General features: G+C 44.3%; 11 protein-coding genes. All 11 read left to right on the top strand.

Features of this window, described 5'->3' with window-relative positions; genetic code table 11:
- The first annotated feature begins 44 nt into the window (after positions 1 to 44).
- The 11 genes from ACLM45_RS08170 to ACLM45_RS08220 all read left to right on the top strand — a co-directional run bounded on the left by ACLM45_RS08170 (position 45) and on the right by ACLM45_RS08220 (position 22,872).
- Positions 45 to 2,567, top strand: a complete 2,523-nt coding sequence (locus ACLM45_RS08170) for a glycogen/starch/alpha-glucan phosphorylase (RefSeq protein ID WP_415408727.1) — start codon at positions 45 to 47, stop codon at positions 2,565 to 2,567.
- A 19-nt stretch (positions 2,568 to 2,586) separates the two neighbouring features.
- Entirely contained in the window at positions 2,587 to 3,666 is a 1,080-nt protein-coding gene (locus tag ACLM45_RS08175; RefSeq protein WP_415408728.1) for an acetate/propionate family kinase, read from the top strand.
- A gap of 1,086 nt (positions 3,667 to 4,752) precedes the next feature.
- Positions 4,753 to 5,721: a GDP-mannose 4,6-dehydratase gene (locus tag ACLM45_RS08180; protein WP_415408729.1), complete on the top strand. Its 969-nt coding sequence runs from the start codon at positions 4,753 to 4,755 to the stop codon at positions 5,719 to 5,721.
- Positions 5,714 to 6,820, top strand: a complete 1,107-nt coding sequence (gene gmd / locus ACLM45_RS08185; protein ID WP_415408730.1) for a GDP-mannose 4,6-dehydratase — start codon at positions 5,714 to 5,716, stop codon at positions 6,818 to 6,820. Before ACLM45_RS08180 ends, gmd begins: the two co-directional genes overlap by 8 nt.
- Before the next feature lie 378 nt (positions 6,821 to 7,198).
- Positions 7,199 to 11,221 carry a glycosyltransferase gene (locus ACLM45_RS08190; protein ID WP_415408731.1) on the top strand — a complete coding sequence of 1,341 codons (4,023 nt, stop codon included), beginning with the start codon at positions 7,199 to 7,201 and terminating at the stop codon, positions 11,219 to 11,221.
- Between the two features lie 1,867 nt (positions 11,222 to 13,088).
- Positions 13,089 to 14,732, top strand: a complete 1,644-nt coding sequence (locus tag ACLM45_RS08195; RefSeq protein WP_415408732.1) for a hypothetical protein — start codon at positions 13,089 to 13,091, stop codon at positions 14,730 to 14,732.
- On the top strand, positions 14,729 to 15,838 hold the full coding sequence (locus tag ACLM45_RS08200; RefSeq protein ID WP_415408733.1) for a hypothetical protein: 1,110 nt from the start codon (positions 14,729 to 14,731) through the stop codon (positions 15,836 to 15,838). The genes ACLM45_RS08195 and ACLM45_RS08200 overlap by 4 nt, the downstream gene beginning before the upstream one ends.
- A gap of 331 nt (positions 15,839 to 16,169) precedes the next feature.
- Positions 16,170 to 16,823, top strand: a complete 654-nt coding sequence (locus tag ACLM45_RS08205) for a hypothetical protein (RefSeq protein ID WP_415408734.1) — start codon at positions 16,170 to 16,172, stop codon at positions 16,821 to 16,823.
- The gene (locus tag ACLM45_RS08210; RefSeq protein WP_415408735.1) at positions 16,820 to 17,812 is read left to right on the top strand and encodes a glycosyltransferase 61 family protein; all 993 of its coding nucleotides are present in this window, start codon (positions 16,820 to 16,822) and stop codon (positions 17,810 to 17,812) included. The genes ACLM45_RS08205 and ACLM45_RS08210 overlap by 4 nt, the downstream gene beginning before the upstream one ends.
- A gap of 230 nt (positions 17,813 to 18,042) precedes the next feature.
- Positions 18,043 to 19,971, top strand: coding sequence for an FkbM family methyltransferase (locus tag ACLM45_RS08215; protein WP_415408736.1), 1,929 nt, complete (start codon positions 18,043 to 18,045; stop codon positions 19,969 to 19,971).
- Positions 19,972 to 20,544: 573 nt separating this feature from the next.
- A complete protein-coding gene (locus tag ACLM45_RS08220; RefSeq protein WP_415408737.1) occupies positions 20,545 to 22,872 on the top strand; it encodes a glycosyltransferase in 2,328 nt (775 codons plus the stop codon).
- Positions 22,873 to 22,877: the final 5 nt, after the last annotated feature.

The raw sequence follows: 22,877 nt of genomic DNA on the forward strand, positions 1-22,877 counted from the left end.
AGACCTCTCTTTCAACGTTTCCAAGCCCCTTGGCCAACCCTTCCATGAGCAACTCCCAACCCCTCGACTTGCGCCTGCCCACCCCGGGATGCCACGCCGATCCTGAACGCGCCGGTCTTGATGCCGAATCCGTGTTCGCCGGGATGACGGAGCACCTGTTCTTCACGCTGGGCAAGCTCGCCCCGTCGGCCAGTCGCCATGACCTCTACATGGCCCTGAGCTACGCGGTGCGCGACCGCCTGATGACCCGCTTTCTTGCCAACAAAGAGGCGATCAGCGCCAGGCCCCAGCGCACGGTGGCTTATCTGTCCGCCGAGTTCCTGATCGGACCCCAGCTGGCCAACAACCTGCTGAACCTGGGCATCCAGAAGGAAGCCGAAGAAGCACTCAAGCGCTTCGGCATCGAATCCCTGCAGCAGATCCTGGAGGTGGAAGAAGAGCCCGGCCTCGGCAATGGCGGCCTGGGCCGTCTGGCCGCCTGCTACATGGAGTCGCTGGCCAGCCTGGAGATCCCGGCCACCGGCTACGGCATCCGCTACGAGTTCGGCATCTTCGACCAGCTGATCCGCGATGGCTGGCAGGTGGAGGTCACCGACAAATGGCTGAAGGGTGGCTGGCCCTGGGAGCTACCCCAGCCGGATCAGGCCTGCTTCGTGGGCTTCGGCGGCCGCACCGAGAGCTACATCGACGACAAGGGCCAGTACCGCTCCCGCTGGATCCCGTCTGAGCACGCCATCGGTGTTCCCCACGATGTGCCCGTGCTGGGTTATCGGGTGAACACCTGCGACCGGCTGCGGCTTTGGCGCGCCGATGCCACCGAAAGCTTCGACTTCTATGCCTTCAACATCGGCGATTACTACGGTGCCGTGGAAGAGAAGGTGGGCAGCGAAACCCTCTCCAAGGTGCTGTATCCCAACGACGGCACCGATGAGGGCCGCCGCCTGAGGCTCAAGCAGCAGCACTTCTTCGTGAGCTGCTCTCTGCAGGACATGCTGCGCAGCCTCGACAGCCGCGGTCTGTCGGTGGAGAATTTCCCCGACTACTGGACCGTTCAGCTCAACGACACCCACCCCGCCATTGCCGTGGCGGAGCTGATGCGCCTGCTGGTCGACGATCGCCACCTGGAGTGGGACAAGGCCTGGGACATCACCACCCGCTCAGTGGCGTACACCAACCACACCCTGCTGCCGGAAGCCCTTGAGAAGTGGGACCTGAACCTGTTCAGCAGCCTGCTGCCCCGGCACCTGGAGCTGATCTATGAGATCAACCGCCGCTTCCTCCAGCAGGTGCGCCTGCGCTACCCGGGCAACGACGCCATCCTGCGCAAGCTCTCGATCATCGATGAAGAAGGCGGCAAGGCCGTGCGCATGGCCCACCTGGCCACCATCGGTGCCCACCACGTGAACGGTGTGGCCGCGCTGCACTCCGATCTGGTGCGCGAGCAGCTGATGCCCGAATTCGCGGCACTCTGGCCGGAGAAGTTCACCAACGTCACCAATGGCGTGACTCCGCGCCGCTGGGTCGCCCTGGCCAACCCGGAACTGTCCACCCTGCTCGATGAGCACGTGGGCACGGGCTGGATCCAAGACATGGAGCAGCTGCGCCGGCTGGAGGAGCGTCAACACGACCACGGGTTCCTCGAGCACTGGGGCAACACCAAGCTCTCGGTGAAGCGCAAACTCTCGGGCTACATCCACCGCAACACAGGGGTGCTGGTGGATCCCTCCAGCCTGTTCGACGTGCAGGTGAAGCGCATCCACGAGTACAAACGCCAGCACCTCAACGCCCTGCAGGTGATCACCCAGTACCTGCGCATCAAGAACGGCCAGGCCGATGGGATGGCCCCACGCACCGTGATCTTCGGCGGCAAGGCGGCACCGGGCTACTACATGGCCAAGCTGATCATCCGCTTCATCAACGGCATTGCCGAAACGGTGAATTCCGATCCGGATATGGACGGGCGTTTGCGGGTGGTGTTCCTGCCGGATTACAACGTGAAACTGGGCGAGCAGGTGTATCCCGCCTCCGATCTGTCCGAGCAGATCTCCACCGCCGGCAAGGAAGCCTCCGGCACCGGCAACATGAAGTTCGCCATGAACGGCGCCCTCACCATCGGCACCCTCGATGGCGCCAACGTGGAGATCCGTGAGCTGGTGGGCGGCGAAAACTTCTTCCTGTTCGGAAAGACGGTGGAGGAGATCACGGCGCTCAAGCAGGGCGGCTACCGCCCCTGGGAGGTCGTGCAGTCGATTCCCGAGCTGGCGGAGGCGGTCCACCTGGTAGAGACCGGCCACTTCAGCAACGGCGACGGCGAACTGTTCCGCCCGCTGCTCGACAACCTCACCGGCAACGATCCCTTCTTCGTGATGGCCGACTACGCCGACTACCTGCGGGCACAGGATGCGGTGAGCCGGGCCTGGAGTGATCGCATGCACTGGAACCGCATGAGTGTGCTGAACACCGCCCGCAGCGGCTTCTTCTCCTCCGACCGCTCGATCCGCGACTACTGCCGTGAGATCTGGAAGGTGCAGGCGATGCCGGTCGAAATCACCTGCGACGTGCCCTGAGCCAGCCCCTGATAAACAGATGAACAACCTGGCGCTGGTCATCAACCTGGGCAGCTCCAGCCTGAAAGCGGCCCTGGTCGATCCCACAGGGGCCAAGGTCTGGCGGGGCGGGCGCTCTCTGCAGGCTGACGAAACGCTCTACGCTGTTCTCAACAGCTGGTTGGCGCCAGAGCTGGAGCCCTACCGCTCAGCGATCACCCTGGTGGGGCATCGGGTGGTGCACGGAGGGGAGCGCTTCACCGCCCCCACCCTGATCACAGCCGAAGTAGAAACCGCCCTGCAGGAGCTGGTACCTCTGGCACGGCTGCACAATCCCCCGGCCCTGAAGGGTCTGGCCTGGGCCCAGCGCTGGGCGCCTGATCTACCTCAGTGGGCCTGTTTTGACACAGCCTTTCACAGCACCCTGCCTGCAGCGGCCAGCACCTATGCCCTACCGCTTGAGCTGCGGGAGCGAGGATTCCGGCGCTTCGGGTTCCATGGCATCAACCACCAACATGTGGCCGAAACGGTGGCCGCTCAATGGAGAAAACAGGGCCGAGATCCCAAGCAGCTGCGTCTGATCAGTGCTCACTTGGGGGCCGGCGCTTCCCTGGCCGCCATCAAAGGAGGCGTCTGCATCGATACCACCATGGGCTACACCCCGCTGGAGGGGCTGGTGATGGCCACCCGAAGCGGCAACGTTGATCCTGGGCTGCTGCTGGAACTCCTGCGCGAAGGCATGGGCGAAGCCGAACTGGCGGACTTGCTGCAACACCAGGCCGGCCTGAAAGGGCTGTCGGGCCTGAGCGGTGACATGCGTGAGATTCGCGAGCAAGCGGCGACAGGCCATCAGGGGGCGCAGCTGGCGCTGGATGTTTTTCGACATCGATTAATTCAAATGATCGGCTCCATGGCCGCCAGCCTGCGGGGCGTTGATGTGCTGGCACTCACCGGAGGGATCGGCGAACACGATCAAGCCCTGCGAGCGGAACTAGCAGACGCCCTGAACTGGTTGCCCAACCTGGAGATCGTGAGCGTGCCTGCGGATGAAGAGGGCATGATCGCTCGGATTTATATCCAAATATCAAGGAGTCTCTATCAAAATAGGGGTAGAAACTGACAATCAAAGAGTGACACTAAGCTGCAGGGAATCTTGATCAATCCACCCGACATTAGCTAGATCGGTAATAACTAGACTGCTTCCGTGCTTGAAAATTCGCGATAAGGTTTTGTCAGCAATACATCGAAGCCAACAAAGTGATCTGTCCCGGAGAACCCGATCATGAGCGGCTAAACACCGGTCGCTTCACCTGGAACAACGGCATATTCACGTAGCACACCAACATAATGCTGGCATGAATGGAGCAGCTGGTACCAGAGATAATGAGCTGTTGCCAGGCGGCACTGGAGAACTTAACCGCCGACCACGCATTTCATCGCTCAGTGCACTAAACCTATGCCCTGTGCACCAACGTGCCCACTGATGTGGCGGAGATGGAAAAACCGTCTAGACACCTGAAGCGCTGAATAAAGGCTGGAGAGACATGGACAGCTGAATCGGATGATTAGAAAACTCAAAACAACGAGATGTCCAGAGAAATGCGGACGTGAACACAGAAGACAACTTAGGATGCAGCTAACGCAGCAGTCATCGAATGGCAACGAACCAAGGAATATAAAAAATAAGTCCTATAAACCCGCGTCGCCGTATTGATCAAAGCTAAATCAATTTTCTAGAGGATCTAAACTCTTTTAAACCAAACGTAGGAGGCGCGTAGACCGAAGAACAAAGCCCAATTAAGATCTAACTGCCTTGTTCCTTCTGCGCATGGGCAACAGAAGAAAGCTCTTAACAAGCGAGGCGGATCTCTATGAAATCGGGTGCATGCACTAAATTCGAAATGGATAATCACTTAACCGGACTCTGGGACGTGACGCAAGAAAGAGAATGCCTTGCATCCAAGGGTATAGAGCGACCACTCGAGGTGTGGCAAATCAAATATTCCGATGAGTCGAAAACACATCTTATTAGAGACCGAGCCAACCCGGATGAAAATTATTGACAAGCACAATGGGAAATACCTCGTCAGTTACAGCATCACAAACTTACAGAATTAGCACGTCCGTGTTAAGCAGTTTGAAAGACGATTAGAATGATTAAACTAGCCCCCCCCCCCCCGAAACTTAACAGCACTAACTCGCTCTCATGAAGGAATTTCTAATCACAGGTGTAAGCGGACAGGATGGCCGACTTATGGCTGAAGCGTTGATTGAGTTAGGTTGTCGCGTGACAGGAACAACCCGTAGCCAAAAAAAGGCCGAGATAAGCAAGATTGCAAGATCACATTCAGACAAGGTCAAGGTAATTAGCCTTGATCCAGAAAAAGCATCGGATTGGCAAGAGTTGATTTCCCAAAAAACTTTTGACGGCATTTTTCACTTCTCCGCCCAATCAAGCGTAGGGAGTTCATTTCAAGACACGCTTGAAAATATAGTAAGCCCCTGTTTTGCAACTTATGCAATGCTTGAGGCGATAAGAGACCACTCTCCCAACACGAAAGTAATTTTAGCGAATTCAACTGAAGTATTTGGTTCGCACGGAAAACTCAAAGTAAAGGAGGACACACCCAAAAAGCCAGAAAGCCCCTATGCAGTTGGCAAGGCCAACATGGAAGCAATTGCCTTGTTTTATCGTTACGCCCATGGCCTGTGGGTAAGCAATGTATTTCTATCAAACCATGAATCAGTATACAGAAGTCAAAAGTTTGTGACAATGAAAATAGTGCGCGGAGCTCACGATATTTCATGCAAAAAAAAATCAATTCTAAAGCTGGGGAATTTAGCCGTGGTACGAGATTGGGGATGGGCCCCTGAATACATAGACGCAATAATTGCTTTAATGAATATGGATGCTCCCAGAGACATAATCATAGCGACAGGAAAAAGCATTACATTGCAAAATTTTGCCGCAGAAATATTTTCTTTCTTTAACTTGTCGATAAAGGATTATGTTGAAACAGATTCGAGGCTATTGCGGACAAGCGATCCGAACGAAGCCTACTACTGCATAAAAAGAGCCGAAGACGTGTTAAAGTGGAATCCCAAATACAAGGGAGTAAAGGTTCCTCGAAAGCTTTCTAGCTCCTATTTGCGATCAATTGCAGAAAATGTCTGACTTTACAACAAAAGTTGCTCTAATTACTGGTATCACTGGGCAAGACGGGAGCTATCTTGCAGAATTGCTGCTTGAGAAGGGATATGAAGTTCATGGAATAAAGAGACGATCAAGCAATTTCAATACAACTAGGATTGATCACTTGTATGAAGATCCGCATGAAAATCCAAAGTTGTTTCTTCATTATGGCGACCTAACTGATAGCGCAAATTTGACTCAAATCATCAGAAGATGTCAACCGGATGAGATATACAATTTAGGAGCGCAAAGTCATGTAGCGGTCAGCTTTGAATCGCCAGAATATACAGCAAACGTTGACGGACTTGGTACATTAAGAATTTTAGAAGCTGTACGCTCACTCGGCTTAGCAAAAAAAACAAGAATTTATCAAGCAAGCACAAGCGAATTATATGGCCTAGTGCAAGAAATTCCACAAACAGAAGAAACAGCATTTTATCCAAGAAGTCCTTATGGTGTTGCAAAGCTGTATGCTTATTGGATAACAGTTAATTATAGAGAAGCGTATAATATGTATGCTTGTAATGGAATTCTCTTCAATCACGAGAGCCCAAGGCGCGGCGAAACATTTGTCACTAGAAAAATTACCCGAGGAATTGCTCGCATTAATGCTGGGTTGGAAAAATGCTTATATATGGGTAATTTAGACGCACTTCGTGACTGGGGACATGCTCGTGATTATGTAGAAATGCAGTGGCGAATGCTTCAGCAAGAAAAACCTCGAGACTTTGTGATTGCAACTGGCCGACAAGAAAGCGTTCGACGCTTTCTTGAGCTTTCAGCTGAAGCAATCGGGTGGGGAGGAATTACTTGGGAAGGTAATGATGTTCAAGAAATAGGTCGTCGTTTAGATACCAATCAAGTTGTTATTAAAATAGATCCAAAGTACTATAGGCCTGCAGAAGTACAGACACTGCTTGGCAACCCCTCACTGGCTAAAGACAAACTCGGATGGGTTCCCACAACAAGTTTAGAAGAGCTTGTCAATGAAATGATTTCCAACGATCAAACAGAAGCACAGAAACTAAAATCAATGATAGACCAGGGATACAAATGCATTAGCAGTCAGGAGAGAATTTAATTTTCACACTAAATTTAATCAAAAATGAAAATGCTTTACAATTTTATGACCTTTAGGATTGACTGGTCCTCACGCCATGACTAATCTTTCAGCCTCTTAATTAGCTGAATCCGCCGTTTTAGTTTACCCGCCCTTTTTCGATGGAACCTATTCTAAATTCAATTAACTCGTATCTCTCCAAAGGAAATGAAGAAACCGCGCTCCGAATTCTTCTAGAGAGATGCATTGAAGCCAATCACCCTTTTTACAACGATTTGTTAGAGGCGACACTAATTCGGATTACTCCTCAAAGGCATATCCCAAAATCCACAACTGAATTTTATAAATTTAAATCAGATTTAAAATTTTATTTGACCAGCCCACTAACTAATTGCACAAATGACTAATATACTGGTACTAAACTTTTTCCCAGCATTTGCTCCTGCGTCAAATGGTGGAGAAAGCAGAGTTCTCAATATCTACAGGAATCTAAGTTATAATAATAACATTGTACTTCTGTCTTCATCGGAATACAATGGTCAAACTGAGGAGATACTACATACACCAACATTTAAAGAAATAAGAATCGCAAAAGATCCTAAATTCGCAAGTTTTTACCAAGAGCTCTCTAATTACTCTAGTGGAGGAGATATTTCAGCTCCTGCAATCTATGAACAAGGTAAGTTTTTCTGCTCATTCCATTCTAAATATCTCGAGCATTATGATGAGAGTGATATCATAATTCATGATTCTCCCTTCACCGTAAGTTACGATATTTTCGCAGGAATTGACAAAAAGCATCGCATTTACAATGCATATAACGTTGAAACAATTCTCTACAAACAATTACACCCATCAAGAAAATCTCTCAAAATACATAAACTTGTAGAAGAAGCAGAGAAAAAGGTGTTAGCTATATCAAGCATGATAGCTGGGTGTAGCCGAGACGATTTAGAAATTTTAAAAAACATGTCTGGCAGAAATGATGTTGAAACTATTTATATACCAAATGGTTGTAATTTAAGAAGTGAGTATTCTAAGGATCCCGGGGAAAAAGGAGTGTCCGCAATTTTTATGGGAAGTGGGCATCCCCCCAATGTAAATGCAGCAAATTATATTGTCACACAAATAGCACCAAAATGCCCCTCAGTTCAATTTCACATTGTAGGAACATGCATGCCTCAAAAATCATTTGACAATGTAATCTCTTATGGCTTTTTGGATGAGAACAAACTTACAGACGTTATTTGTAATAGTAATTTAGCACTAAATCCTATGGAAGAAGGCAGTGGATCAAATGTAAAAGTCTTGAATTATTGGGCACACAAAATACCAGTTGTTTCTACATCATTTGGAATGAGGGGTATTGAATGCAAGGAAACATCATACATAAGATCTTCATTAAAAGATTTCGCTGAAACTATAATATCATCAATCAAAAACCCAGCTCTTCTTTTTAAAACAAAAGAGGATGCATATCAAGAACTAATTAAAAACTATACCTGGCAGAATATAGCGGAAAAATTCAACAAATCAATTAATAAGCTTGTTAATAAAGACAGTACTTCCCTTGAATCAACTATTCTCTTTCTTAATGACTATAATTCGCTAAAAAGTATTGGCGGAGGTTGCGTAAGAACACAAGCTCTGGTAAGAAGCTGTTCAAAGGTGTTTGATAATATTTTATTTTTATGTTATGGAAATGATGACAACGAAATAAAAACAACACTGGATAATATTACGATTATATCATTACCTAAGACTGAAGAGCATTTAAAAAAACTTGCCGAGATAAATAATCAATTTTGGGTTTCATCTGACGACATAGTAAGCTCAATCTTTTGCATCGAAGAAATAAACTTAGGAAGATCCTATGAGGTTTTAGCAAGTGCTTCTAATTGCATTATCTGTGAACATCCATATATGACACCTCTACCGATTAAGTATAGGCATAAATTCATATACTCGTCACAGAATGTAGAATATACGCTAAAATCCGAATCATTAGAATTTCATCCAGTAAAAGATATATTACTTAGAACAGTAAAATCGTTAGAATTAAATGCGCTAAAAAAATGTTCTCTTCTAATTACCTGCACTGATGAAGATGCAGAGTGCTTTTCACGACTTTTAAATTACCAACCAGCGAATATCTGTATACTTAATGGAGCAAAAGATCCTGCTATTCCCGTCGAATTTGCAGATAAGATTAAACTCAAAGTATTTGATGATTATCAATATAATGTTTGCTTCATCGGGTCAGGTCATGGCCCAAATCTAAGTGCTGGAAAATTTATTCTCGACAAATTGGTGATAGAAAATCCTAATATAAATTTCCATTTTATTGGATCTATTTGCAATGCATTGGATTCAAATTTAAAGAATTGTAAGTTTTGGGGAATTGTTAATGATGCAATAAAAGCGACTATCTTTGCCAACTGCGAATTAGCTCTTAACCCAGTGTTTGAAGGTGGTGGTTCTAATATCAAAACTGCCGACTATTTAATACATGGATTACCTGTACTTGTAACACCATTCGGACAAAGAGGATATGATAATGTATCCAAAAAATATCTAATAACGTCAAGCCTCGATGCATTTAATGATAATTTGAAACTATTTGTCTCTGGTCAAAATTCGATTAAAAAGCTAACCAAAAAGGGCATCCACAATGATGTCTACACAAGTGTTTCAATGGATTGCCATGCTCGCAATCTTCCCAAAGCAATAAAAAATCTTGATAAACCAAAGCTAAACATCCTATTCGTAACATATAGATATACAAACCCCGCATTGGGGGGTGCGGAAGCTTATTTAGAGAAACTCTTGAGATATCTCGATAAAAGTAATTCATTCAATATTGACGTAGTTGCAACTAAGATATCGGATATCACGACACATAATCGATATCATGAGGATTATACTTTTAATGAAGAGAGTGCGCGTTTTACGAACATGCAAAATGTGCGATCAATGTATTTTGAACTGGATAAGCCAATTCAACGACTTAGCAAACAAAGACTTCAAAAGATATGGACTTCTCAGATCTTATTTGACAAGACTATTGCCGAAAACCTTGAGGGTAAAATGAAAAACAATGGATTATTAAGTGGCTTTATTTTTGATAAATCCTCCTCAAACCTTTGTTGGGTGTTGCAAACATCAACACTTTATTTAAAAGAAACGTCGGTTCTGCAAATTTCTGGCCATGCTAAAAATAATTCATGCTTAACCTTTACTCAAGCCAAAAAAACCATACAAGAAGTAAATATAGAAGGAGATTTTAATATCTCTGTTGTCGTTAATCAAGGTCTTCTTACTATTGAAAGCTCAATTCGGTATGAACCAGTAGTTTCCAAAAATAATATTGAAGCTAGACCGTTAGCCTTTTATGCATATGAAATAAAAGTCGACTCATGTATCTTAAATTCGCAAAATTTGCTAGTTCCGAATATTATTTCGGAACTGAGTGCAAAAGAAAAAATAAAATTATTTGCACTGACAAGTCAATGCACCCACTCAATGCTTAACACAAGCTTGACAGACGTTAGAGGTCCTTATTCATCCACAATGAATTCATTTCTTAAGAATAATGTACCCAATTATGATTTAGTAATTACTCATAACTATGTGTTCAAACCAGCAAAAGATGCCATCGAAAATGCCAAAAAATACAAGATACCAAGTCTTATCATACCTCACGCTCATCTAGATGATGATTATTATCACTTTGCTGATCTTTATGGTCAAATCAAAGATGCATCGTGTGTAATAGCTTCTCCCCAATCAGCTGTAAATCATCTTATTAATTACAACACAAATACATTATATGGATGTCCTGGAATTGATACAGAAGAAACTTTCTCAGAAGATGATAGCACTTCATTTTATAATATTTACAGTAGCACTTGTCCATATATTCTCGTATTAGGGAGAAAAAGTGGGGCTAAAAACTACACTCAAGTCATAGATGCGGTAAATATTCTAAGAGATCAAGGTAAGAATATCAATCTAGTCATGATTGGTCCTGATGATGACAAAAAAGAAATAAATAAACCATTTGTTTACTATTTAGGTAGAGTAAATAGAGGAGTAGTAAAAGGAGCATTGGCAAATGCAATTGGATTATGCAATATGAGCGGTAGTGAAAGTTTTGGAATTGTCATATTGGAAGCCTGGCTAGGAAAATGTCCGGTTTTGGCCAATAAGCATTGTGATTCGTTCTGCGATTTAATAGAACATAATATTAATGGAAAACTCGTTGATAGTTTCACCTTGGCAGGTGAAATTTCTAGTTTATATGACAAACCTGACGAGCGACAAATGCTAATCAAGAATGGGCTTAAATCTGTTCAAAACTTTTCATGGAATACTATAGGATTAGATTTCGTCAAATTGTGTCACACTCTAGCAAATAAATAATACCTATTTACCTATTATTTGTCATCGCCAAATCCCCTGAATAAATACCTCACGACTTTTACTTAGTAAGAGATATTAAGAAACATGCTCCTACAATATTTGAGGCACAAGCGACTAATTTAACAAATTAAGACTCTTAAGGTCATTTATAACATAACCATACTAGTCAAGTAGACACAGGATATACATAGTTTTGATCTGCGAAATGCCGTGAATCTAATTAGTGAGATTACACCCAGAGCTTGCATTAAATACCTATTTGCACTTTGAGTAAAAAAAGAAAATCACGCAGTTGACCGTTTTAGGTACGCTATTGCGCGGTAAACAAGGCATACTGAATAAGACCAATCCTTTCCAATACGAATTTCTAGGCTAATTCTGAAGAAGGTGCATCACGATGTACCGATTTGATCCCAACGGCGTCCCAGACAATTTTTCTACATATAGCGGCATAAGTATCAACATCAGCTCTTATAATACTATTTCCTGCCAATTAAAAGGAAGGTCTCTAGTAATAATACCCAAATCACGGGGTCTAGTTGAACCTACTTCATAGGCTGAGCTGGAAAATAACCATGCGGGACAATTTTAAGAGGATATGAAGCACAGGATATGCTTCTTGATTTGACACTAAGTATATAGACCTTCACAATCCGACTCAGATTCACGAATAAGGAACTGGTCGAAAAAATAAAAATACCCATATATCCAATTCTTCAACGGCTTTTAAGAATTTCAGCATTGAGCGATAGTTTACTTAACGAAGATAGTCTATTTCCGCAAGGGACAATCGGAAGCTGTTTTCAATCCTAAATTCCAGAAATGTGCAAATTATGAGCGATGACCTGAAAGTGGTTCGCACCTCCGGATCACAAGGATCAGTCGATAGCAATATTAGAGGTGGTGGACCACCAGTTCTGGAGTCAGTTCAAAATCATCTTCACAGATGGAGCAAATCAGGACTTACTTTTGATCGATGACAACTGTGCCCATATAAATACCGAAACCCAACATATCTAACATTGATCAATTAGGCGAGGGAAAAAACTGACGTTTATAATGAAGAAAGGCATCGGCAATAAACTTCTTACATAACACAGACACGCAAATCAAAGATGTTTTTGAGGCCAAAGAAAAATAGATCCTAAGTCAACAAGATACGCAAGTTGAGCAATTACTGCTCGTGTGAATTTTTAGCTGCTTAACAACAACGTTCCACTCACTCGGAGTAAATCCCCAGTTTCCGGCAGTAGAATTTAAAATGGCGGATTTAAACACTATGCTTTTCAAAACCGTCGCTAACTTATCGGTAGCTCACTTTATGCTCTCAAGGTTTTTCACGGATACTGGAACCACCTCTCGCAACAACAGCCGGGCCATCATCCGATTGAAATAAACCCCAAGGTTAATGAGTAGTCCTCTGGGATCCTGGAAATGACATAGCCCATGTGCAGACTCAACCAAATCATGAAGTTAGTCTTTACGGCCTAGCTGTAACTACACATTGCTCATGGCCCAACGCCCAAAATGTACTGACGAGAAGAATAAAGTCGTCCGGAAAGCCAAGGGTGTAACACCGTCTAACCCAAGCAATAGGACCTCCGGCCTCCTTAGTGCACATACAAACATATGCAGTTTAAGGGTCTACAACCTGCCGTTACTGAAGGCTGAGGGATGCAACGGGTTGATGTCACGCCAATAGTCGATCAAGACCTCTCAACAAGCATGGAGGATCGGCTACCTATATGCTGGACAACCGCTCAGTAAAATCATCAATGAAAAATTTGGTAAAATACAACACCTTGAGAAATTCAGTTGCAAGCATTATTACTGCTATTCTACCAAAATGAGTGATTAAGGTGAAAACATGCATAGCAAAACCTGCGCATTGATCCTAGGTTCTTCAACGACCTTATACAATTATTCGGGCACACAAAAAAGAAAGCATTTTTCATTTTTAAACTCAGGCGTTTCACTTGCAGCTGAACTAATTTCAAATTTTTACACTAAAAAAAATATTCCAACCTACCTGGCAACTGACATGCCAGCAATTCCCAAACTAGAAGCCTTTAAAAAATTAAATATCTTAGAGGTAGAATCATTATCAAGCGTAACCGAGACTCTCGCCGCATCTCTTCGAGAGCTGAACGGGTTTGATGAAATCATTATAAATCCGATCCAAAGCATACCCGCCAAGCAAACTTCTGTTTGCAATATTGTACTCTCAGACAAAGAGTACTTAAAAGAAGATTGGACCTCTGTAGATTTCAACAGCAACAAAACGCCTCATTTCTTGTTCAAAGCACAATCCTTTAGCTACGGCAAAAAATCCTACGCATTTTCAGGTAGACTTCATTGTTACCTAAAAGATCTTCTTGAGCTAGTTTACTTAACACTTCCTGGAGAACTAGATGATTTAGGCCATTTAGCGTACAAACTCTTTGCGCATAAAAGTTATAGTTTTTTCTTCGACAAGTGGCTTGACCTTAGTCATACGGATTTAAAGTTAGAATCAAAAATGAATATTATATCAAGCAGAAGCTTCCATTCACTGACTTATGAAAGCAAATCTAAGGTCATAAGAAAAAAAATGAATAGTACTTCTTCTGTGTCAAGGCTTGAATCTTATTATAACACTTTAACTAAAGAAGCTGCTCTTTACTTTCCCTGCTTAGTATCAGCCGACGAAGGAACAGACATGATGTCTTGCTCCTTCGAATTTATTCCTCATCCTACTCTTTCCGAGTTATTTCTACACGAAGACCTTGGTATTATATCTTGGGTAAATATAGCCAAACAGCTAAAAGATGTTAACGACTGCATTTCTAGCATACCAATTGCGCAACCAACTTTACAAGACAATTACTTCTCATCCGAAAAGCTCAGAATACGCCGGGCGCATCTTGAAAAGTTGATAAGTGGAGAAGAAATGAAAATTATAAGCAGCATCTATGAATCGGCCTTTTCTGTATGCGGGATTCACTACCCTCCATTAAAAAAAACATTTGAAGATGTTGATACTCATTTACGCCAGCTCGAAGATGAGGGATTGGAGTATGCATTTAGCCACGGAGATCTTTGTTTTAATAACATCCTGGCTGATCCCCTCTCTGGAATAGTAAAGGTAATTGATCCGCGAATTTCTTCAGAAACAACCTTACCGCTTGGAGTCTTACCACGCTTATATGATTTAGCAAAACTAAAGCATTCCGCGACATATATGTATGACTCTATTGTTAATAATCTTTTTGATTTAAGCTGCAATAGCACGCAATCTTTTCACTTAAAAGTGTTCGTTCCCGGGAAATATGATATGATAAACACTGTTTTTAAGGATGTGTTTTCTAAGGCAATAAATTCTCATAGTGTGAATATTTTAACAGCAAGTCTTTTCTTGTCGATGCTTCCTCTTCATGCTGAATCTCCAAGACGGATGCTTTCTTTAGCTGTTATAGGAAGTTCCATTATTAATCACCCTAATCAATCCACATTGCATTTCTCCTTACGATGAATTACGTCCTTACCGCTGCCGGAAATGGTACAAGATTTTTAAAATCTGGTATTAAGCCTCCCAAGCCACTAATATTAGTTCAGGGAGAAGAACTATTACTTAAGAGCTTGCGCTCTTTTCCTCTGAAATCAGGAGATAATGTTTTCTTCGTCACGCAAAAATGCCACAACATTCGCTCAATTCTCTCCAAAAAACTTTCTAATATATATCCAAATGTATCAATGCATTGGTTAGAACTGGATTATATTCCTAATGGACAACTTTTATCTGCGGCAGAGGCAATAAGACATTTTAATATCAATGATGAATTCATTGTCCATAATTGCGATACAAGCTTCGACTTCATATTTGACTATCTCAAAGATTTGCTCTCAAGCAATCCAGATTGCTACTCAATAGTGCCAGTATTTAATGCCCCGGGGGATCACTGGTCATTCGTTAAAACTTCCAAAAAAGACAGTCCAATAGCTATTGAGCTTTCTGAAAAAAAACGTATTTCTTCCAATTGCTCAATAGGCACGTATTACTTTTCAGCATCTTCTAACTTCCTTTGTGATGTCAAAGATTATGTTTCATATGTAGAGGACAAGCAAAGACCAGGTGAGTTATATATTGCCCCTTTCATTAACTATATGCTCCACAATAAACACAAAAAAGTTCTTATTATGCCAGCCTTAAATCATAAAATTTATGGTACGCCGAAAGAACTCTGTGAATCATGTGGTATTTCCCACTTTGAGCTCTTATCGCAAAATTCATGGAGAGCTCATCAAAGAAAAACGTTAGTTGTCGATGTTGATGGAACATTGTGTGGTCCACCAATTAAAGGTGATTACAACTTATGCGAGCCAGATCGAGAAGTAATCGAGAAACTAAGAGACCATGATAAAAAAGGAAACTACATTATCTTGTTTACAGCTAGGAATATGAGGTCGTTCAACGGCAACATAGGGTTAATCAACAAATATACAAGTCCCATCTTATTACGGTGGCTTGATAAATATAATGTACCATATGATGAAATCGTATTCGGGAAACCATGGGGCTCTGGCGGAGTCGAATATATAGACGATAAAAATACATCCGTCAAGGATTTTGTGGGCTAGTGTTTATAATTAACTCAAGCAAATATTGCGTTTAAACTATTTATATAAAGTGATTCGGCTCAGTTTATTTTGCCAAGATGTTGTTTGGTCACAGGCTAATCGAGTACAAGACCTACAAAGGGAATTTAGCCCTCCAGATTCATACTCCCCTCTGGGGGGAAGTCAGAACTGGAAAGTGCTTTAACTTCTCAACGTCACTCAGAGAAACTGAGCGTACAGAAAAAGGGTGGGAAGATGACATACCACTTTCCAGGTTTATGGCCTAAAAAGTAGTAAATTACAATGAAGTAAATTGTGCTATGATTAAAAAGCGCTTTACATGCCAATATCGATGGCTGCGATTCTAAACGATCGATTACTTCTTTTTACTCCTGGCACAGGCTCTACAGCCTTAGAAGTCTACTTAAAAGTGCATGCGCATATTTTTATTCCTAATTTTACCTTCGTCCCCGATGATCGATTACAAAGACACATCGCATTAGCGGACGTTGAGACTCTCTTAAACAGAAAGTTTGATGTTTGCATTTCAAGCACTAGAAACCCGGTTAATTATTACTTTTCGGAGTGGTATCGGATGAGAACCAAATGGGCAAAGGAGCTTGACAAGCCCGATTCCTGGATTCATCAGAGCCGCACAAAAGAATTCACTCTTAAAGCCATGGAGATGAATTTCGAAGATTGGATAATTGATCATTTTTCTGATTTAAGCATTGATAAACAATTGCATGTGGGTCCTCATTACAAAGGAAGTACGAAGTTTTTGAGGTGTGAAAATCTTTGCGAAGATTTTAGATCTGCATTGTCTGAAATTTACAACAAACCATTAGAGTTGTTTCCAATTCTAAGAATTGTCAATAGTTCAAACATTCCTCCAAGCCTGTATCACAGCGAGTGCTCTGCGGCAGCACTAGAAGCCATTATTCCAAGATTTCTTGACTACAATACTGCTTGCGGTTATTCAAATACTGTCAGTGATTACCTATGAACATTTCGCTGTACAAAAACGTTCTTGTTTACGATGGCGTCCTCTTTGACAGCAATCTTGTACCTATACATGAATCAACTATTCTTAGCAATTTACCTCACAGGAAAGACAATAAATATCACGAAGATCAACTAAAATCCGCTCAGTCTTCATTGAAGAAGCTATTTGCTAGTGGCAATGCTTCAATTTTTATCAAAGAATTCTTCGGTCCATGTTTCTGGGCATATTACCCATGGGACAAAAATCCTCAGCATTTTATTATTGAAACTCTGCCGAGAATATTGTTGATGATTAAAGAGGCGGGAGTAACCCCAGGGCTTTTATTTCTTAATAACAATCTTATAAATTCCGAGATTGCAACATTTGCCATGAGGGAAGCTCCTTGCTTGCTCGCGCCTACTGGCAAGCAGTATGTTTATAAGCTATCTGAATGCTATGTTTCGTCCAACATAAATATAAATTTTGTAAATACATCTCCGCTAGGCGCAGAATTATTAAGAGGTTTTAGGAGTGAGCTGGTGAATTCATCTCTCTCATTTGAAGCAAAGATTGCAAAAGATGCCCGAGTATATGTTGATAGAATATCTAGTCCACTAAATAATGCTCCAGGAAGAACTTGCATTAATCAATCAGAAGTTAGATCTTCACTGCTAAGCAATGGTTTTTCAATAGTGGCTACAGAAGATATGGGTTTTTACAATAGGGTTACGTTCTTCTCAGAATGCAGTGAGATGATGTCAGTAAGCGGTGCAAATTTAATGAATTCATTCTTTACTGGTAAGCGCATCAGCAAAATACATCACTTGGTTCACCCAGCTTTTATTGGTAATTGTGCATGGTTTAAAGGATTTTTTGAAGATATTGTAGGGGCTCAAAATTTTGAACATTTGATACTTGATACTGACAGCAGCACAGGCTTAACTTTCAAAGAGTTTATGTCACTCCCTTTTAAAATTGAGATTCAATCGCTTAATAAAATTATTTCTTAATTTCAATGGAATATTTAACACGCCAAGATATTTTGGCTAAATGATTTTTCGAGTTTTATATTAACTGCGGTCGAGGCTTGTTGCACTCTGTGTTTTATTAAATACATCCTGCCTTTTCGGCCATTGCTAAAACTCTTTTTGGCTTATTAACCTGAGTTGAGTATTTTTTCACAGCACAAATTTGTCAAATTTAGAGCATTCTTGACATCTGGCATTTATCTGCATATAGTATGGCAATTGAAATATTTTTTGCAGCAGTGTGGAAGCCTAACCGCTTATTCTCGCAAAATTTTGAAGACTTATACCTTTATCGACTTTTTTCTGATGTCGATAAAGGTTTTTATGTGGATGTTGGCGCTTGGCATCCTTCTAAAGATAATATATCTAAAATTTTTTACGATAATGGATGGAGAGGGGTAAATATTGAGCCGCTTCGCGAGGCGTTTGAGCTATTGCAAATAGAGCGGCCAAATGATTTCAACTTAAACGTTGCAGTTTCAGATAAAGCTGGACCTGGACATTTGGCAGTCCTGGGTGACCGACCCATATCAAGTGGTCAACATTTTATGACAGACATGCATGAAAATAGTGACTTTGAAATTCCTTCAAATCTTAGCAGAAGCACTTTAAGACCAATTCAATGCACTTCTTTGAGAGAAGTTTTTGAGAAATATGTTTCGAACACGCCCGTAAACTTCCTAAAGCTTGATGTGGAGGGGTTTGAGTATAAGGCGCTTAAGGGGTTAAAGCTTAAAACACTGACAAAGTCTTCTAGTCCACAAGTCATATTGCTTGAAGCGACTTTACCTGACACAAAGCTTTCAGCTCCACATAGGTGTTTATGCCACGAATATTTGGTCAGCAACGGTTACAGCTATTTGTTTTTTGACGGCCTTAATGATTACTTCTGTCTTTCTGATTTGCACGAGCAGTTCTCAGCCAAGATGATCCCACCCAATATATTTGACAGGCCTTCCATTAATTGCAATGATATTTTCAACAATCATTCGATAATTCACGGCTTGCGTAACGAATTAGTTTCCTTACAGGAAAATTTGAAAGATGCTCTAGCACATTGCGATGAACAAGAAAACAATATTGCGCTAGCACAGCAATCTATTGATGACCTAAGGCGGCAGGTGTACGAAAGGGAGTCTCATCTAAATAAAATGCGAGAAGAAAACATTGCTGAAGCGGAGCGTCTCATTGCTCTCGAAATAGAGTTGGCTGATGTGAAGGGCAAGCGTGATGCACAAACAAAGGAGAAAATAAATGCGCAACGCACCCTGGAAGAGCTGAAGAAGCAGTTCTCAGCAAAAGCCGCTGAACTAGAAGTACAGATTAAGGAGAAGGCAGCTGGAACAGAGCGCGTGATGGCTCTCGAGAGAGAGTTGGCTGATGTGAAGAGCGAGCGTGATGCACAAACAAAGGAGAAAATAGATGCGCAAGGCACCCTGGAAGAGCTGAAGAAGCAGTTCTCAGCAAAAGCCGCTGAACTAGAAGTACAGATTAAGGAGAAGGCAGCTGGAACAGAGCGCGTGATGGCTCTCGAGGGAGAGTTGGCTGATGTCAAGAGCGAGCGTGATGCACAAACAAAGGAAAAAATAGATGCGCAAAACACCCTGGAAGAGCTGAAGCAGCAGTTCTCAGCAAAAGCTGCTGAGCTTGAATCACAGATTAAGGAGAAGGCAGTTGGAACAGAGCGCATGATGGCTCTGGAGGGAGAGCTGACTGATTTGAAGGAAAATCTTAAGTCTTTAGCAATGGAAAAAGGGAAAGCAAGTCAAGAGGCTGACCTAGCTTTCAATAAGCTACATGAACTTCAGGAGGAACTAGAGAAAGCATTTCTTGCTGATCAAGCCAAGCAAAAGGAAATTGATGAGTTGATTCAGCAACGAACTGCAGGAGCTGAGCGAGTGAAGTGTCTGGAGGAAAAGCTGGCTAGTATAAAGGGAGAGCGAGATACGCTAAAGAAAGAAATAGGAGAAACACGGGAAAAGTCTTGTCTTACCATACTTCAATTAAATCAAGTTCAAGAGGAGCTAGAGCATTATTTCCTAAAATCGCGCGAACAAGATGATCTTTTACGCCAGCATCAGGAGCAAAGCCTTGAATTCAAAAAAATAATATCAAAATTTGCGGCCGCCCAACAAACCTAAAAATATTATTTTAAATAGCTTATATACAACTTTCTTTAATAGGTCAGGCAGCCCTTTTAGATCCCTTGTTTTTTTATTGCTTCGTGAAACAAGAGGAACAAGCAAAACTACTGATTTTCAGCCGATCGAACGATCACCCTAAAATCAAACTTCTAACGCCTAGAGGCCCGAGAAATACACTTGCTCAAGACAACTTATCCATTCATTTTAAAAGGTTTAAACACACACTCAATCGCTCCAATTTCAAAATGCTAAAAAAGTATTTGGCGCATATCACCGCCTTCTGGCTCACTTCGCAGATTAACAGCAAATAAGAATACCAAGCATCACCTCAAAAGTTGCCCACGAAAAAAATCGTGGAATTAAGCAGACATTCTCTAATTAATTGAACATGGTTCAAAATCGACTATTGAGCAATATAATACCTCTGCTGAAGAACAAAGCTTGATCCACCTTGCCTAGTTAATGAAACACAAGCTTCGAGTGGAGCCATCACAAAAACTTGAACTTAAGCTGCGATCGCTCCTCTAATAATCAAGCTGTCACTTGTCCTTACCAAGCGTCTCCATCTTGATGCCCTGCCGCAACGCAAGGCCTTTCCTGAAAAAAGCTGTTGAATCAGTTCTGCAGCATCAGGAGTGCCTTGAATTACTGGTAGCAGACGGCGAATCCACTGATGGCAGCTTGGAAGATCTCGAGAACTGGCGCAAACATGACTCTCGGATACGGATCGTCAGCCGCAGCGATAGCGGACCTGCTAATGCCCTCAACCAGGCCTTCAGGGCCGCGCGCGGAACCCTGATCGGCTGGCTCAATGCCGATGACCTTTATCCAAAAGGTGCACTCTCCCGAGGAGTAGCCGCTTTGGATGCGCATCCCGAATGGCTGATGCTTTATGGGGAAGGTGACAAATTTAACAACGCCAGAGGCCTGCAGCAGCGCTACCCCACCCTGCCGCCCTCAGCAGGGATGGAAGGCTTTCGTTCCCACTGTTTTATCTGCCAGCCGGCTGTGCTGTTTCGACGCAGCATGGGTGTTTTGCTTGGGCCGTTTGATGAGCGCTGGAAAACATCCTTTGATGCTGACTACTGGCTGCGGGCATTCGAAGCTTTCCCGCACCGGATCGGTTATATCCCCCACATTCAAGGCCGCATCCGTCTGCATGAAGACACCATCACCAATACGCAGCGCAGCCGGGTTGCCCTGGAAGCCACAGAGTTGATCGCCAGGCACTTCGGATCAGCACCGGCGACGCGACTCCACAACCTTGGATTGGAGCTGCAGCTCGGCCTTGCGGAAACCAAGCCGGGCCAAAGCCAGGCCGAACTTCTGCGTGAGATGGCAGATCAGGCAGAGCTATGGCTTGATCCCAAAGCGCTTGAAAGTTTTCGCCATGTCTGGAAACTCAACGACGAGCACCAAGGCACGCTCAATGCCCCCAACTCACCAACGCAGAGCAAGCCAGAACCTGAACAACGGTTCGCGCTGCAATTACTCCAGGCCCTTCATCCACAGTTTCACCCGAGTGCACCAGGCGCACCCCTTGAACGCGAAACGCGCTGGAAGCAGCTCATCGCCAACAACCAACAGCGTTACGGCTTACTAAACAAAGACGAAACATCTGCATCCGCAAAACCAGTTACAACAGGATTCCAGCCCAGGAGATCGCATCGGCCTTTCGGGGTGAACCTGATTGGCCACGGCTTCGAGGTGTTTGGCATCGGGGAAGACATCCGCATGGCAGCGCGAGCCCTGCAAGCAGCTGATGTGCCTTGTTGCGTGATACACCACCCAGCTGGCAATGGCGCCGCATGCACCGATCGCAGCCTTGAACCACTGCTCTGCAGCGACCCAAACGGTGGTCCCTACGCCTTCAACCTGGTGTGTATGGCGGCCCCAATCCAAGCGCGCTGGCTGCTCCAAGAAGGCTTTGATCCCCTGCGTGAGCGTTACACCATCGCTGCCTGGCCCTGGGAAACGCGCCAGTGGCCAAAAGTTTGGGAGCCCCTTCTGGAGGTTGTTAATGAACTCTGGCCATCCAGCACCTTCACAGCCCAAGCCCTCCAAGCACCTGCAGCTCAGGCCAACGTTCCGTTGCAGGTGATGCCGATGTCTGCGGAGATCCCTGAACCAGACCGGTTCTGCTCCCCATCAACACGCCATCCAACACGCGATCACCTCGGTTTACCAAGCGATGCTGTGGTGTTCGTCTACAGCTTCGATCTCAACTCCACCGCCATCCGCAAAAACCCGATGGCGGCGTTGGAGAGCTTTCAACAAGCTTTTCCCCTGCCCCAGTTGCTCTCGAGCAAGGGTCTCTCTCCAAACACCCACCCTCTCTCGGAACGGGTGGCGTTGCTGATCAAAACCTTCCCTCCGCGCAACGTCAATCCGGAATGGAACTGGTTACAGCTCAGAGCCCAGGAAGACCCACGCATTCATGTGCTTGAAGCTCATTTGGAGAGAGATGCGTTGCTCGCCATGTTCGGCTGTTGTGATGCGTTTCTCTCTCTGCATCGCTCCGAGGGCTTTGGTCGCGGCATGGCAGAAGCGCTGCAACTCGGCCTCGATGTGATTGCCACGGAGTACGGCGGCAACACCGACTTCTGCGATGGACCTCTCTCACACCCCGTGCGTTGCAAAGAAGTGCCGATTCCACGCGGTGCCTATCCCTGCGCCGATGGCCATTGCTGGGGTGAGCCCGATCTGGATCACGCAGCTCAACTGATGCAAGAGGTTGCGGAACGGCGCCAAAAACTCATCAACGATCCAGATGCTGCAGCCGCAGACATAAGCCGTGATCCATCCGTCCTCGCGACCTATCGGAAGCGCTTTGCACTAGCAACGGTAGGAGCTCGCTACAAAACCCGCCTGGAAGAGCTCTGGAATCGATTGGCCTGACGGTC

Origin of the sequence: Synechococcus sp. A10-1-5-9, assembly GCF_047716785.1 — a bacterium.
Classification (GTDB): domain Bacteria; phylum Cyanobacteriota; class Cyanobacteriia; order PCC-6307; family Cyanobiaceae; genus Synechococcus_C.